Raw genomic sequence first — 15,386 nt, 5'->3', positions numbered from 1 at the left:
TTTTTAAAATTCTTGTGTTCACTCCAAAAGATGATTGCCATCTTTGCAGAAAAAAATTAAATATTATGGAATTCTTAGAGTCTGAAATTCTTGAAAATAAAGTTAATGATATTCTCTGGTTTATTGGAATTATAATTGTTGGCCTATTAATAAAGCGTTTGTTATCTATATCATTAAGTAAAATACTATATCGTTTTATTAGACACGATAAAGTATCTTTTCATACTTGTATTGAGATGCTCAGAAAGCCCGTAGAGCTTTTTATCGTTCTATTAATGGTATATATTGCTTTTCAATACCTACATTTTCCTGTTTCTTGGAATTTGGTTGCTAGAGAAACATTTGGACTGAGAATGGTAGTATTGAAATGTTATCAATGTATCCTGATTTTCTCCATTTCTTGGATTCTGATTCGATTGATAAAATTCATTTCCCTGATTTTCCAAGAACGTGCTGCACTGACAGAAACTAAGCTAGACGACCAGTTTGTCCCTTTCTTTAAAGATTTGGCCGTTGTGATGTTGTCTGTTACCACCTTCTTTACCATGCTCGGCATTGTTTTCAAGATAGATGTGGTGGCTTTGGTTACAGGGCTTGGTATTGGAGGGTTAGCTATTGCCTTGGCTGCCAAAGAAACCTTGGAAAACCTATTTGCTTCATTAATGCTTTTTATGGATTTGCCTTTTGTAGTTGGCGATAATATCCAAATAGATAAGGTAACGGGCGATGTGGAAAAAATTGGTTTTAGGAGTACCCGTGTAAAAACCGTAGATGGTAGTGTAGTTACAATTCCTAACCGCCTACTTACTGCCCAAGCGTTAGAGAACATGAGTACTCGACAATTCCGCAGGGTAAAATCATTAATCAGACTTCAACAAGATACCCCTGCTGATGCTATTCATAACATCGTATCACAAATTCAAGAAGTAGTAATGTCGCATAAGAATATCTATACTCCAGACCCTGGCGTTACTCGCTTTGATGGTATCGGTGATGGCTCTTTGGATATTCAAGTTGCTTATAATGTTGAAAGCAATAATGTAGTTATTTTGAATGTTACGCGTGAAGAAATAAATTATAATATCGTAGATATCGTAGAGAAGAATGGAGCAAAATTCGCTAGCCCAATAGGAAGAATATAACTTAAAATAATATTTTTTATAGGTAGTATTGTGTTTTTTGTATATTTGTGAGGCAACTATCTCTCAATTGATCTCAATACTATTTAATGAAAAGAATAATAGCTTCATTGCTTATACTCGTCGGAACAATGTCAACACAAGCTCAAAAAGTTTATCCAACATTAGGGAAAATCACTCAGTTCGATTCGTCACTTGGAAGCCTGATTTCAACAACATCGAAAATTGAAGTTGTATCATCAGGGTATATATGGGCAGAGGGCCCCGTGTGGCATAAAGAAGGAAAGTATTTACTTTTTTCGGATGTTCCTGCCAATACTATTTTTAAGTGGAGTGAAGACCTAGATGCTGCTAAGGCCTTTTTATCGCCTTCAGGATATACAGGCTTAGGAGAATATAGTGACGAACCGGGAAGTAATGGATTGACGATTAATAAAAAAGGAGAGTTAATCGCTTGCGAACATGGTGACCGCCGAGTATCGGCAATGTTGTTAACGTTAGGTGGTAAAAGAACATTGGCAGATAATTATCAAGGTAAACGGTTTAATAGCCCCAACGATGTAGTACAACATTCTGGCGGAGCTTATTATTTTACAGACCCTCCGTATGGATTAGCTAAAAAAGATAAAGACACAAGCCGAGAACTTGAATTTGGCGTTTATCGCATTGGTACAGATGGAAAGGTAACTTTGGTAGCAGATGACTTAGTTAAGCCTAATGGCTTAGCATTTTCGCCAGATGAAAAAACTTTATATGTTGCTCAATCAGATGAAAATCGTGCTATTTATATGGCTTATCCAGTAAACCAAGACGGAAGTTTGGGCAAAGGGAAAGTATTTTTTGATGTAACTTCTATGGTAAAAGATGAGAAATTAGCAGGTCTGCCAGACGGCATGAAAATAGACAAAAAAGGCAATTTATTTGCTACTGGCCCTGGAGGAATATTGATTATATCACCAGCAGGAAAACTATTGGGAAGAATAGAACTGGGAGCAGGGATTCCTACATCCAATTGTGCTTGGGGAGACGATGGTTCAACGCTTTATATCACCGCAGATATGTATCTATGTAGAGTGAAGACTTTGACTACAGGAGTGGGTTTTTAGTTTTTTAGCTGTGAGCTATGAGCGGTCAGCTTTGAGCTTTTTTTAAGCTATCAGCTTTCAGATATCGGACTTCGGTTATAAGCTTTTTACTTTGGCTTTTTTTTAATCAGTGTGAATCTGCGTATCAAATCACCGTAAATCTGCGGGTGAAATAAAACTTTCACATATCGAGCTTCGGTTATAGGCTTTTTACTTTGGCTTTTTTTTAATCAGTGTGAATCTGCGTATCAAATCACCGTAAATCTGCGGGTAAAATCAAGCTTTCAGATATCGGGCTTCGGTTATAGGCTTTTTACTTTGGCTTTTTTTTAATCAGTGTGAATCTGCGTATCAAATCACCGTAAATCTGCGGGTAAAATCAAGCTTTCATATATCATTCACTGCCAATAAAAAAAAAAGACTCAGGATTTCTCCCGAGTCTTTTTTATGATATAATTTGAAAATAAAATCTCATAGCTCATAGCTGACGGCTCACAGCTAATTACTTACTCAAACTAGCAATCATTTCTTCCAAAGCCTTAATTTTCGATTCAGCATCAGCCAATTTTTGGCGTTCTCTTTCTACTAATTCTGGTTTGGCATTAGCTACAAAGCGTTCGTTAGCTAATTTAGCTTCGGTTGATTTTTTGAAACCTAAATTATACTCCAATTCCTTCTGTGCATTCGCTAATTCAGCCTCAACGTCTATTTCTCCAGCAAGGTTAATAAAGAACTCATCAGCTTTTACCACAAATGAAAGAGCTCCCTCTACCTTATCGCTTACATATTCAATCGTTTCTGTATTAGCCAACTTTTGAATAATACCTTCTAACGTTTGATAACGTGCTTTATCATCAGTTTTGATTGATAATGGCAAGGCTGTTTTAGGCGAAAGCTGTTTAGCATTACGTGTTTCACGGATTTTGGTAACGATAGTAAACATGGCATCAAAGTCACCTAAAAGCTGAGCATTTACTTCGCCTGCAATTGGATAAGCTGCTCTACAAATACTTTCAGTTTCTCCACGTTGACTAATCGCTTGCCAGATTTCTTCTGTGATAAATGGCATATATGGATGAGCCAAACACATCAATTTTTCAAAGAGAGCAATTGTAGCTTCAAACGTCGCTTTATCAATAGGCTGTTCGTAAGCAGGCTTAATCATTTCAAGGTATTTACCACAGAAATCATCCCAGATTAAATTATAAATCGACAAAAGTGCATCCGAAATACGGAACTTCACAAAATGCTCTTGTACATCAATAATCGTCTGATTCAAACGTGATTCAAGCCATTGAATGGCTAATAAATTTTCCTGTGGCTGTGAAATATCTGTTGCATTCCAACCTTCTACCAAACGATAAGCATTCCAAACTTTATTACAGAAATTACGTCCTTGTTCAACAAGCTTTTCATCAAACATTAAGTCATTTCCAGCGGGAGAACTAAAAAGCATCCCTGTACGAACGCCATCGGCTCCGTATTGAGCAATCAAGTCTAATGGGTCTGGTGAATTACCAAGTGATTTAGACATTTTACGACCTAATTTATCCCGAACGATACCCGTTAAATACACATTTCTGAAAGGCAGTTCACCTCTCCATTCATACCCAGCGATAATCATACGAGCTACCCAGAAGAATAAAATTTCTGGTGCTGTTACTAAATCATTGGTTGGGTAATAATATTTAATATCTTCGTTATCAGGATTTTCGATGCCATCAAATACCGAAATTGGCCATAACCAAGATGAGAACCAAGTATCCAAAACGTCTGGGTCTTGTGTCAAATCTTCTTCAGTCAAAGCAAACAATTGTAATTCGTGTTGTGCTTTACGCAAGGCTTCACGCTTACTTTTTGCCACGATAACAGTACCGTCTTGCAAGTAATAAGCAGGAATCTGTTGCCCCCACCATAGTTGTCTTGATATACACCAATCTCTCACATTTTCCATCCAAGACGAATACATATTCTTGAATTTCGGTGGATACAATTTGATGTTATCATTCATTACGTTTTCTAAAGCTGGCTGAGAAATTTCCTTCATCTCTAAAAACCACTGTAGCGACAACTTAGGCTCGATAACTGCACCTGTACGCTCAGAAGTCTTAACGATAGATTTGTATTCTTCTACCTTTACTAAATGTCCAGCTTCCTCTAACTCTTTAACGATATTTCTACGTGCAGCAAAACGGTCTTGACCTACAAATAATACTGCTTTTTCATTCAAGAAACCTTCGTCGTCGAGAATGTCGATTACTGGTAATTTATGTTTTAAGCCTAATTCGTAGTCATTCAAATCATGAGCAGGTGTTACTTTTAAACAACCCGTTCCAAAATCCATCGTTACGTATTCATCCAAAATTACAGGAATGGCACGACCCAATAATGGAATTGTTACTGTTTTGCCATGAAGATGTGTATAACGCTCGTCGTTCGGGTTAATACAAACGGCCGAATCCGCCATGATAGTTTCAGGGCGAGAAGTTGCAATCGTTAAACTTCCTTCTTCTCCAACAACGTTGTAAGTAATATAATATAATTTTGCTTGAATATCTTTGTCGATTACCTCTTCGTCAGATAACGCTGTTTTTCCTTGTGGATCCCAGTTTACCATTCTTACGCCACGGTAGATTTTTCCTTTTTCATACAAACGCACGAAAGTATCAATTACTGCCTGATACAATGATGGTTCCATGGTAAAACGAGTTCTATCCCAATCGCACGAAGCACCTAGCTTTTTTAATTGTTCAAGGATAATTCCGCCGTACTTATCTTTCCATTCCATGGCATAAGCCAAGAATTCGTCACGCGTTAAATCTTTTTTCTCAATACCTCTTTCTTTCAACATCGCCACTACTTTTGCCTCCGTTGCGATAGACGCATGGTCAGTACCCGGCACCCAACAAGCTTCCTTGCCTTCCATTCTAGCCTTACGAATCAATACATCTTGAATAGTATTGTTCAGCATGTGTCCCATGTGGAGCACACCCGTTACATTTGGCGGAGGAATTACAATAGAATAAGGTTCTTTGTCTGGATTTGGCTTTGAAGCAAAGAATTTATTATCGAGCCAATACTTGTACCATTTGGCTTCAATGTCTTGTGGAGCGTATGTTTTTGAAATCATTTTATAAGAATTGTGAGTCAGTCTTTCTACCCTGACAGAAATTTGTTGCAAAGATACGGATTTTGAAGGAAAGGACTCAATTGAACGGAAGGAGATATTGAGGAGAATCAGTGATAAGCTTCCTGAAACTGGTCATATTCTTCTAAAGGACTATTGAGTAACAAGCAAATACTTTTAATACCACTGAATCAAACAAAAAAAAGCCCTCAATACAATTACTGTCTGAGGGCTTTGTCGTTAATGCTAGATATATTGACTAAAAGTCCTCATCCAAAGAGAATGACATTGATTCTTTTTCAGACATGACGCCTGATTTTTGATATTCTGCCACTCTTTTTTCAAAGAAGTTTGTTTTGCCTTGTAATGAAATCATCTCCATAAAGTCGAATGGATTGGTTGCATTATATTGTTTTTGTAAACCCAACGCCAACAATAAACGGTCGGCTACGAATTCAATGTATTGGCACATCAATTCAGCGTTCATTCCGATTAATGAAACTGGCAAAGCATCCGTTACAAATTCTTTTTCAATAGAAACTGCATCCATGATAATTTTATAGACTGAATCAGGCTCTAATTGATTTTTGATGTGTTCCGTATAAAGCAAACAAGCAAAGTCGCAGTGAAGACCTTCATCTCTTGAAATCAATTCGTTCGAGAACGATAAACCTGGCATTAAACCACGTTTTTTCAACCAGAAAATTGAACAAAAAGAACCCGAGAAGAAAATACCTTCTACCGCGGCAAAAGCAATTAAACGCTCAGCAAAGTTGCCATCGTTAATCCAACGCAATGCCCAGTCAGCTTTTTTCTTTACGCATGGAATTGTATCCACAGCACGCAACATTTTATCTTTCTCTACAGGATTTTTAATATAAGTATCAATCAACAATGAGTACGTTTCAGAGTGAATATTTTCCATCATAATCTGGAATCCATAGAAACATTTAGCCTCTGCGTATTGTACTTCAGAAAGGAAGTTTACTGCAAGATTTTCGTTTACGATACCGTCTGAAGCAGCAAAAAATGCCAATACGTGTGATATGAAGTGTCTTTCTCCATCATTTAAACGATGTTCCCAGTCTGCTAAATCTTGTTGAAGGTCTATTTCCTCGGCAGTCCAAAAAGAAGCTTCCGCTTTTTTATAGAATTGCCAAATATCATTTTGCTTAATAGGAAACAACACAAAGCGGTTTGGATCTTCAACTAAAAGGGGCTCTATTTGCGTAATGTTTGTCATGGTTTTTAAGGGAATTTTCTGTTCAGCAATTCAGTATCTGAACAATTCTTTTATATAAAAATCTTTGTTTTTCTATTGTAATATTTAAAATTATTGGACGTCAGGTAATTAGTGTCTTTCACACTTATTAACCCAAAGCTTTAAGCTTAAATTCTGCTAATCTCTACTTACCGCAACATCAAAAGTAGTTAGGAAGTTATATTTTCAGGAAAAAAATCTGCTGTTTTTGATAAGCACTCCTTTTTGCAAGACGAACGCTTAATGTGTAAAATTAATCAGATAAAAATTTTAGTGGGCTATTAGGCAGGTACAAAATACATATTCATAAGAAGCTTCAAGCTGATACGATTGCTGAGCTATCTTTTTCAAATTTAGAAAGGTTTTAGCTCAATAACTAAGAAATATTATTGAATTTTTAGAAATATTATTCAGGGCTTAAAATCTCAATTTAAATACTATAAAGTATTTATTTGTTAGGATTAATTGATAGTATTGTCTATCAGAATGTTACAGAATAGTATTAAAAATCTATGCCAGTACTTTTCAAAAATTTTGATGAAATCTTAGATTTACTGGTAATATATCTTATACTTAACCCCAGATAAGGCGCTACAGGCAAACTAGAAGTGCTTAAATTTTCGTTGGCTGAATTAAATGTTTTTACTTTTCGGAAAGCAGTTAATCCACCCTCCACTCCAACGTTGAAAACATTTAATACATGGGCATTGGCCGATAATGTAAACCTAACCTGTTGATAGTTTTGGCGACGAATCATCTTTTCTGGAACAGCATATTCTTGATAACCAGCACTGTATCCATCATACACACTATTGAAATCCAGATGGAGCCAAGGTTTTGCTTTATACCCTAGGCTAGCTCTGAAGGGTAAAATACCCGAAACCTTCCAGTCATCACCGAGCGCTTTTGTAAAGCCAAATACAGGAATAATTCTAAATTTCTGATTATAGATAATGGCAGTTCCATAAAGAATCTGAGTTCGCAAACCCAAAATCCGTAGGCGGGCAGCACCACCATAAAAATAAGGTTGCGGATTCAAGAAAGTTTCATTGGTTTGTGTGATACCTCCACCTACAGCATATACCCACAATTTTTCTCGTAAACTAGCTTTCAATTGCACATAAGTTACCCCCAAGGTTTTGTAACCACCATCGGGCTGGTCTTTGCCATCAATCGTTGTATTTATTTGTGCAAGGTTCGCAATTAATAAAGAATGCTTTGCTTGAATATCTGCTTTTTTACCAAAACCAATCCCTGCCTGAATTTCTGTACTCAATGGCATAATACCCAAAGCAGTTGTTCTACTAAACCCAAACTTTTGTCCATTCGACATAGATGTTTCGGGCATAAACTCTGCTCGTAAAGTAATGTTCGGATAAAACAGTTGACTCAAAGACGGCGTTTGAGCGACACTTTTTGAGGATAAGCCAACTACAAAAGCCAGAAAATATATGGAAGGGTTTTTATAAAGCATCATGGAGCAATGTTAATATGCTAGTAAACGACTTATTCAATTAGAAAGTATTTCGAGACCATCGTGATTCAGGATAGAAACCGAGTTATATAAATATTCCTTAAAATGAGTAAAAAATATCAATATCTACTTTTAGATATATTTTAGAATTAATTAGATTTTATCCATTTAATATGAATAGCCTTCAGCAACTCGACTACGTCGTATTTTCACTTTATTTAATCCTTGTTGCTTCGTATGGCTATTGGGTATTTCAACGAGACAAAACTAAAAACACCACTACCCAAGGGTTTTTCTTGGCTGAAGGCTCGCTCACTTGGTGGGCTATTGGGGCATCATTAATTGCTTCTAATATTTCAGCAGAGCATTTTATCGGCATGTCGGGTTCGGGCTTTGCCATTGGCTTAGCTATTTCTTCGTATGAATGGATGTCGGCTGCTACGCTCATCATTGTAGCAGTGTTTTTTATACCCATCTATTTAAAGAATAAGATTTACACCATGCCTCAATTATTGTCTTTACGCTACAACGATACCGTAGCGACAATCATGGCAGTATTTTGGCTTTTGCTGTATGTGTTTATTAACCTTACTTCTATATTATACTTGGGCTCATTGGCTTTAGAAACCATTACAGGCGTAAAATTTGAATACTGTATGGGTGCTTTATCTATTTTTGCTATTCTCATTACGTTGGGAGGGATGAAGGTGATTGGCTATACAGACGTTATCCAAGTCGTAGTATTGATTCTGGGAGGGTTGGCCACTACCTATTTAGCCCTCAATATGGTTTCGGATAAATTTGGTGGAGAAGGTGTTTTTGATGGATTGTCTTTACTGAAAACAAAGGCTGATGATCATTTCCACATGATTTTTTCAAAAGGCGACAAGCATTATTACGAATTACCCGGATTGTCTATTCTGATAGGAGGAATGTGGATTAACAACCTTAATTATTGGGGATGTAATCAATACATCGTTCAAAGAGCCTTGGGGGCAGACTTAAAAACGGCAAGAAGTGGAATTATTTTTGCGGCTTTCTTAAAACTACTGATTCCACTAATTTGTGTTATTCCGGGTATAGCAGCCTACGTATTATACAACAATGGTTCTTTACAACAAGAAATGGTTGATTTACACGGTGTCGTAAAGCCTGACCACGCCTATCCCTCATTGATGAACTTATTACCACAAGGTTTAAAAGGATTAGCTTTCGCAGCCCTTACGGCTGCCATTGTAGCTTCTTTGGCTAGCAAGTGTAATAGTATTGCTACGATTTTTAGCTTAGATATTTATAAAAAGATATTAAAGAAAGATGCGACCGAAAGACAAACCGTTTTAATAGGCAGATACGCCGTTTGGGTTTCCTTTGCGATAGCCTTGATTGTTACGCCACAGCTTCGCCACCTAGAACAGGCATATCAGTTTATTCAAGAATATTCAAACTATATTACGCCCGGAGCTTTTGCATTATTTTCGCTGGGCTTGTTCTGGAAAAAGACAACTTCAAATGCTGCAATTATTGCTGCTGTATTAACTTTACCGCTCTCGCTATTATTCAAAATATTACCAGAGTGGATGCATACAGACCCTATTCCTTTTCTAGATAGAACATTATGGGTATATCTGATTTTAGTAATTTTGATGATAACCATTTCGTTGATAGAAGACAGAAGAAAAAAGGAAACAAAAGGATTTGAAGTAGATACAAGTATGTTTAAGGTATCTAGCTCTTTTGTAGTTATTTCAATGCTGATTTGCGGCGTTTTAGCAGCACTTTATACCGTGTTTTGGTAAAATCAAAACCTAATGTATCAAATGTATGCAATAAAATTTATACTTTTGATAATACAATTTTTAAGTACAATTATCTAATTTTCAATATCATTAATTTATACCATTTAATCTGTTTTGGTCTCATGGAATTTTCAGAAAAAGAAATCGCTCCCTTAGCGAGCTTGGATGTATGGGAAGACGATGTTTTACAGCGTTATCCCGAAGAAGATACTACCTTTACAAAGACAAAAGAAGAGTATCGTAACTACGACAACCCCGAGAGAGATACCGTTCGGGAGTTTTATCGTTTGAATCATAAGTACCAAACTTATGACTTTGTGAAAGAAAAACAGGCTGAGTTCTTGAAATTTGATAAAAAAGAAATGCCTATTTGGGATGCTTTTGATTTCTTAAACTCGTTGGTAGACGATTCTGACCCTGATACTTCATTAGACCAATGGCAACATTTATTACAAACTTCTGAGGCTATCCGTGCAGACGGTCATCCAGATTGGTTTGTATTGACTGGCTTATTACACGATATGGGTAAAGTACTTTGCCTATTTGGTGAACCGCAATGGGCAGTAGTAGGAGATACTTTCCCTGTAGGGTGTAAGCACTCAGATAAAATTGTTTATTCAGAATATTTTGAGGCTAATCCAGATGCACACGACGAACGTTTTAATACTAAATATGGTGTTTATTCGCCAAATTGTGGGTTGAAAAATGTGGATATGTCGTGGGGACATGATGAATACCTATATCAAATGGTAAAAGATAATTTGCCAGAGCCAGCCTTGTACATGATTCGCTATCACTCATTTTATTCACAACACCGTGAAAACGCTTACGAGCATTTGATGGATGAACATGACCATGAAATGTTTGAATGGGTGAAGAAATTCAATCCTTATGATTTGTATTCAAAACTTCCTGTACCTCCAGATACAGAAGCCTTGAAACCATATTACAAAGAGTTGCTGAAAAAATACTTACCAGCTAACTTGAAGTTTTAATCAATATAAAAGCCATCTAGTAATCTGGATGGCTTTTGTATTTTAAGATATTGATTCTGTTTATAGAATGCCTATTACAATAATAATTCATTATTATCCTCTGTCTTCTTCGATTTTCCAAAGATTTCGGACAATAAAATACCCGAAAAATATTTTTCCTCCTCATTATCAAATCATTACATTTTTTTTCTATCTTTGCACCCCCATAAAGTACAACTTTTAGGGTATTTCACTTAATTTCTTCGCCTTTTGCCCGGGGCGATGATGTATAAAGGGCTTTTAATCAAACACATGGCTAACCAATTAGCAGATTTCGACTGGGATTTAGTCGGCACAAAAGGTATCGGTGGAGGTTATTCTGCTGAGCAAAGAGCTCAAATGGAGGCTCTAATCGAGGAAACTTTAAATTTAGTTACTGAGAAACAAGTAGTAAAAGGAACAGTCGTAGGGATTACTGACCGTGAAATTATCTTGAATATTGGTTTCAAATCAGATGGTCTTGTACCAACCTCTGAATTCAGAGATATGCCTGATTTGAAAGTAGGTGATGTAGTAGATGTTTATGTAGAAAACCAAGAAGACAAATCAGGTCAATTGATTCTTTCTCGTAAACTAGCTAAAGTAATGACAGCATGGAAAAATATCGAAGACGCTCTTGAACAAGATGTGGTTATCGATGGTTTCGTGAAACGTCGTACTAAAGGAGGTTTGATCGTGGATATCTATGGTGTAGAAGCATTCTTACCAGGTTCACAAATCGATGTGAAACCAATCCGTGACTTCGACATCTTTGTTGGAAAGAAAATGGAAGTGAAAGTGGTTAAAATCAACCACGCTAACGATAACGTAGTTGTATCTCATAAAGTATTAATCGAGAAAGACCTTGAGCAACAACGCCAGTCTATCTTGACTAACCTTGAAAAAGGACAAGTACTTGAAGGTGTAATTAAAAACATGACTAACTTCGGTGTATTCATCGATTTAGGTGGTGTAGATGGTTTACTTCACATTACAGACATTTCATGGGGTCGTATCAACCACCCACAAGAAATGCTTAAGCTTGACCAAAAAATCCAAGTGGTTGTTTTGGACTTCGATGAAAACAAAAAACGTATTTCATTGGGTATGAAACAATTACAAGCTCACCCTTGGGATGCTTTAGCTGAAACTACTGAAGTTGGTTCTAAAGTAAAAGGTAAAGTTGTAAATGTTGCTGATTACGGTGCATTCTTAGAAATTACTCAAGGCGTTGAAGGCTTAATCCACGTTTCGGAAATGTCTTGGTCTCAGCACTTGCGTAACCCACAAGATTTCTTGAAAGTTGGTGATAATATCGAAGCAGTTGTGTTAACACTTGACCGTGCTGAACGCAAAATGTCATTAGGTATCAAACAATTGACTGAAGATCCTTGGACTAAACAAGATTTGTTAGCTCGTTATGCTATTGGTTCTAAACATACTGGAACTGTTCGTAACTTAACCAACTTCGGTTTATTCCTTGAATTAGAAGAAGGTATTGATGGTTTAGTTCACGTATCTGACTTGTCTTGGACTAAGAAAATCAAACACCCATCTGAATTCGTTAAAGTTGGCGAAAAATTAGATGTTATCGTACTTGAATTAGACGCTGAAAACCGTCGTCTTGCTTTAGGACACAAACAATTGGAAGAAAACCCTTGGGATACTTTCGAATCAATCTTCACAGTAGGTTCAGTACACAAATCTACAATCGTTGCGAAGAATGATAAAGGAGCTACTTTAGAGTTACCTTACGGAATCGAAGGATTCGCTCCATTAAAGCAATTGACTAAAGAAGATGGTTCAATCGCTGAAGTAGGTGAGCAATTAGATTTCAAAGTAATTGAATTCCAAAAAGAAGACCGTAAAATTGTTCTTTCTCACGTAAGAGTTTACAACGATGCGAAAGAAGAAGCAGTAGTTGAAGAGAAAAAGAAAACAGCTAAAGACGTTCAGAAATTAGCTGATAATACTGAAAAATCTACGTTAGGTGATTTAGATGCTCTTTCAGCATTGAAAGCTCAAATGGAAGATTCAGCTCGTGAAGAGGCAAAAAAGAAATTAGATAAAAAAGCAAACACTGCTGAGTAATCTTTTTTCTTATTGAATACAAAAAACGACCTGTTGGCTTTGCTAATAGGTCGTTTTTTTGTTTATTTATATACCAACCTCACTAATTTGGTAATGTTTTAAAATGGTTTAAGCCAATGGGTTACCTTTATTGAAGATTTTTTTTTGAAAAAGATTATAGATAAATATAAAAGAGGCTTTTGTTTTAATCTTTTTTCTATTAATTTTGCACTCCAGTCAAATGGTCTTGTGGCCGAGTGGCTAGGCTGAGCTCTGCAAAAGCTCCTACAGCGGTTCGAATCCGCTCGAGACCTCAGAGTTACGTCTGATAACTCAGGGAAAAACAAAAAAGTCTTTCAACAACTGTTGAAAGACTTTTTTGTTTTATAGCTCTTTCGTCCTAAACAATATTAATAACCGTTAAGCAGTTTGGCATTGTTAACTGCTTTAAAAGGGCTATAATCGCTATGTTATAAATATTACAGAGCACGTACCTACTAAATGAATTATTTAATAACTTTATTCTTGAAGCTGTTTAAACTTTCCGTTTCTGAGGTGAAAGTATTGTATTTTAGAATTGATTTTTTCAACATTTGGGAAGCATAGCATCGCTACGTAGAGTAAATTTTGGAACAAGCTATTCTAAAAGACTTAGTTTAACCCGAAAGGGAAAGTTTAAATAGCTTCCTCATTAACACCTCTTTTGCCCTGCTTATAAACTTAACAAATGTTCATTCTTTTTATTTTTGATAATTGAAAATATACTTGATAATATGTTATGTAAAATCAATCTAAATATTGTTTTCATACTGCAAAAATTTAATTCTTTATTACCTTTATGAGCGGTTAATTTATAGCGTAGAGCGGTCTTGATATTGTACAAACGAATCAAAGGAAATTTCAATCAAGAAAAAGAGGGAAAATGATGGCTTGATTAGAAAGATTCTAAATTGGTATTAGCGATACGAAATTTGCAAAAAATGCACATTAAATTAATTGGTTCATAAATAATCCAATTGTACTTTTGTGACCCGCAAAAGTGTCTAAATAGTAATTTTGCTGAAAAAAATAATTTTGTTCCTCTTATTTCTAGAGGAGTAGTCGAGTTTAGATAATTGAAGAAATTGAATTAAATCTTGTACTTTTATATAAATGTTCTGTTATAAAACGATTATGATAACCATGAAACGCTTGAAAATTGTTGCACTAACGGCAGTTTTAGGCTTCTTCGCCGCAACTGTGAATGTTAACGCACAAGACGTCGCCGAGGGTGAACAAATTTTCAAAAACAACTGTGCTGCTTGTCACAACACAAGCGATGAGACCTTAGTAGGTCCGGGCTTGAAAGGAATTAGCGATAGAAGACCTCTGGACTGGATTGTAAAATGGGTACACAACCCTCAGGCAGTTATTGCTTCTGGCGATAAATATGCTAACGAACTTTATAAGAAGTTCAACCAAGCTCAGATGACTCCTTATCCTGGGTATTCAGAAGATCAAATCAAGAGTGTGATTGCTTACATTGATGCTCAAGCGGCTCCAGCGGCTCCAGTAGCAGGTGCAACTCCAGCAGCAGGCGCACCAGCGGCAGAAGGTTCTTCAAATGGTGGTATGATGGAATACATCCTTGTAGCATTGTTAGGCGTAATGATTCTTGTGTTAGTAGCATTACTATCAGTAGTTTCTTCGCTGACAAAATTAGCAACAATTGATCCTGATTCTGATGTAGCTAAAAATGTACCTTTATTCCAGAAAATTGCTGAAAATGGAAAAAAGTTAGCAGGTAACAGTGCGTTCAAAACAGGTGCTGCCTTGTTAATCACTCTTTTGATTGGTAAAGCAACTATTGATACTGCTTATGGCGTAGGTATCCACCAAGGGTATGCTCCAGAACAACCTATTCAATTCTCTCACAAATTGCATGCTGGTCAGTACGAAATTAACTGTAACTACTGTCACACAGGTGTTTATAAAGGAAAAGGTGCAAACATTCCTTCTGCAAACATTTGTATGAATTGCCACAACACTATCAAACGTGAGTCTCCTGAAATTCAGAAAATCTATCGTTCTTTAGAAAACGACGAGCCTATCCAATGGGTTAGAGTTCACAACTTGCCAGATTTAGCATACTTCAACCACTCTCAACATACAAATGTTGGTGGTTTAGAATGTAAGAGCTGTCATGGTGAAATCAACAAAATGGAAGTGGTAGAACAACGTTCATCATTGACAATGGGTTGGTGTATCGACTGTCATAGAAAGACAGAAGTAAATACAAAAGACAACGCTTACTACGACAAGCTAGTAGAATTACATAATAAAACTAACAAAGAGCCTTTGAAAGTTCAGAACATCGGAGGTTTAGAGTGTTCTAAATGTCATTATTAATCATAGTGATTTATTCATTGACTGACATTTTAA

Annotated in this window: 9 protein-coding genes and 1 tRNA gene; 7 read left to right on the top strand and 3 right to left on the bottom strand. The window is 36.4% G+C overall.

What is annotated here, in order from left to right; translation table 11 throughout:
- Positions 1–65 precede the first annotated feature (65 nt).
- Both AC07N0_RS03835 and AC07N0_RS03830 read left to right on the top strand, forming a co-directional pair.
- Positions 66–1,142 (top strand): mechanosensitive ion channel family protein, encoded by a 1,077-nt coding sequence (locus AC07N0_RS03835; RefSeq protein ID WP_494588175.1) that lies wholly within the window; start codon positions 66–68, stop codon positions 1,140–1,142.
- Positions 1,143–1,228: 86 nt separating this feature from the next.
- On the top strand, positions 1,229–2,245 hold the full coding sequence (locus AC07N0_RS03830; RefSeq protein WP_494588174.1) for an SMP-30/gluconolactonase/LRE family protein: 1,017 nt from the start codon (positions 1,229–1,231) through the stop codon (positions 2,243–2,245).
- A gap of 481 nt (positions 2,246–2,726) precedes the next feature.
- Here AC07N0_RS03830 and AC07N0_RS03825 read toward each other — a convergent pair whose 3' ends face one another.
- The 3 genes from AC07N0_RS03825 to AC07N0_RS03815 all read right to left on the bottom strand — a co-directional run bounded on the left by AC07N0_RS03825 (position 2,727) and on the right by AC07N0_RS03815 (position 8,089).
- Complete coding sequence (locus AC07N0_RS03825; protein WP_494588173.1) at positions 2,727–5,354, bottom strand: valine--tRNA ligase; 2,628 nt, start codon at positions 5,352–5,354, stop codon at positions 2,727–2,729.
- Between the two features lie 256 nt (positions 5,355–5,610).
- The gene (locus tag AC07N0_RS03820; RefSeq protein ID WP_492800899.1) at positions 5,611–6,594 is read right to left on the bottom strand and encodes a ribonucleoside-diphosphate reductase small subunit; all 984 of its coding nucleotides are present in this window, start codon (positions 6,592–6,594) and stop codon (positions 5,611–5,613) included.
- Between the two features lie 520 nt (positions 6,595–7,114).
- Positions 7,115–8,089: a hypothetical protein gene (locus AC07N0_RS03815; RefSeq protein ID WP_494588172.1), complete on the bottom strand. Its 975-nt coding sequence runs from the start codon at positions 8,087–8,089 to the stop codon at positions 7,115–7,117.
- A 170-nt stretch (positions 8,090–8,259) separates the two neighbouring features.
- Between AC07N0_RS03815 and AC07N0_RS03810 the strand changes: the two genes are divergently transcribed.
- The 5 genes from AC07N0_RS03810 (at position 8,260) to AC07N0_RS03790 (ending at position 15,353) form a co-directional block, all read left to right on the top strand.
- Positions 8,260–9,882 (top strand): sodium/sugar symporter, encoded by a 1,623-nt coding sequence (locus AC07N0_RS03810; protein ID WP_494588171.1) that lies wholly within the window; start codon positions 8,260–8,262, stop codon positions 9,880–9,882.
- Between the two features lie 122 nt (positions 9,883–10,004).
- Positions 10,005–10,877, top strand: a complete 873-nt coding sequence (locus AC07N0_RS03805) for an inositol oxygenase family protein (RefSeq protein ID WP_492800896.1) — start codon at positions 10,005–10,007, stop codon at positions 10,875–10,877.
- A gap of 291 nt (positions 10,878–11,168) precedes the next feature.
- Positions 11,169–12,986 carry a 30S ribosomal protein S1 gene (rpsA, locus tag AC07N0_RS03800; RefSeq protein ID WP_492800895.1) on the top strand — a complete coding sequence of 606 codons (1,818 nt, stop codon included), beginning with the start codon at positions 11,169–11,171 and terminating at the stop codon, positions 12,984–12,986.
- A 222-nt stretch (positions 12,987–13,208) separates the two neighbouring features.
- Positions 13,209–13,279, top strand: a tRNA-Cys gene (locus tag AC07N0_RS03795).
- A gap of 868 nt (positions 13,280–14,147) precedes the next feature.
- The gene (locus tag AC07N0_RS03790) at positions 14,148–15,353 is read left to right on the top strand and encodes a cytochrome c3 family protein (protein WP_494588170.1); all 1,206 of its coding nucleotides are present in this window, start codon (positions 14,148–14,150) and stop codon (positions 15,351–15,353) included.
- Positions 15,354–15,386 lie beyond the last annotated feature (33 nt).

The sequence above is a fragment of the Arcicella sp. GW821-FHT09D11 genome (assembly GCF_059416265.1).
This window is presented reverse-complemented; position numbering and strand designations above follow the sequence as displayed.

Excerpts from the sequence above, each read along its gene's own strand:
- AC07N0_RS03835 (WP_494588175.1), top strand. The coding sequence starts at position 66 with ATGGAATTCTTAGAGTCTGAAATTCTTGAAAATAAAGTTAATGATATT.
- AC07N0_RS03830 (WP_494588174.1), top strand. The coding sequence starts at position 1,229 with ATGAAAAGAATAATAGCTTCATTGCTTATACTCGTCGGAACAATGTCA.
- AC07N0_RS03825 (WP_494588173.1), bottom strand. The coding sequence starts at position 5,354 with ATGATTTCAAAAACATACGCTCCACAAGACATTGAAGCCAAATGGTAC.
- AC07N0_RS03820 (WP_492800899.1), bottom strand. The coding sequence starts at position 6,594 with ATGACAAACATTACGCAAATAGAGCCCCTTTTAGTTGAAGATCCAAAC.
- AC07N0_RS03815 (WP_494588172.1), bottom strand. The coding sequence starts at position 8,089 with ATGATGCTTTATAAAAACCCTTCCATATATTTTCTGGCTTTTGTAGTT.
- AC07N0_RS03810 (WP_494588171.1), top strand. The coding sequence starts at position 8,260 with ATGAATAGCCTTCAGCAACTCGACTACGTCGTATTTTCACTTTATTTA.
- AC07N0_RS03805 (WP_492800896.1), top strand. The coding sequence starts at position 10,005 with ATGGAATTTTCAGAAAAAGAAATCGCTCCCTTAGCGAGCTTGGATGTA.
- rpsA (WP_492800895.1), top strand. The coding sequence starts at position 11,169 with ATGGCTAACCAATTAGCAGATTTCGACTGGGATTTAGTCGGCACAAAA.
- AC07N0_RS03790 (WP_494588170.1), top strand. The coding sequence starts at position 14,148 with ATGAAACGCTTGAAAATTGTTGCACTAACGGCAGTTTTAGGCTTCTTC.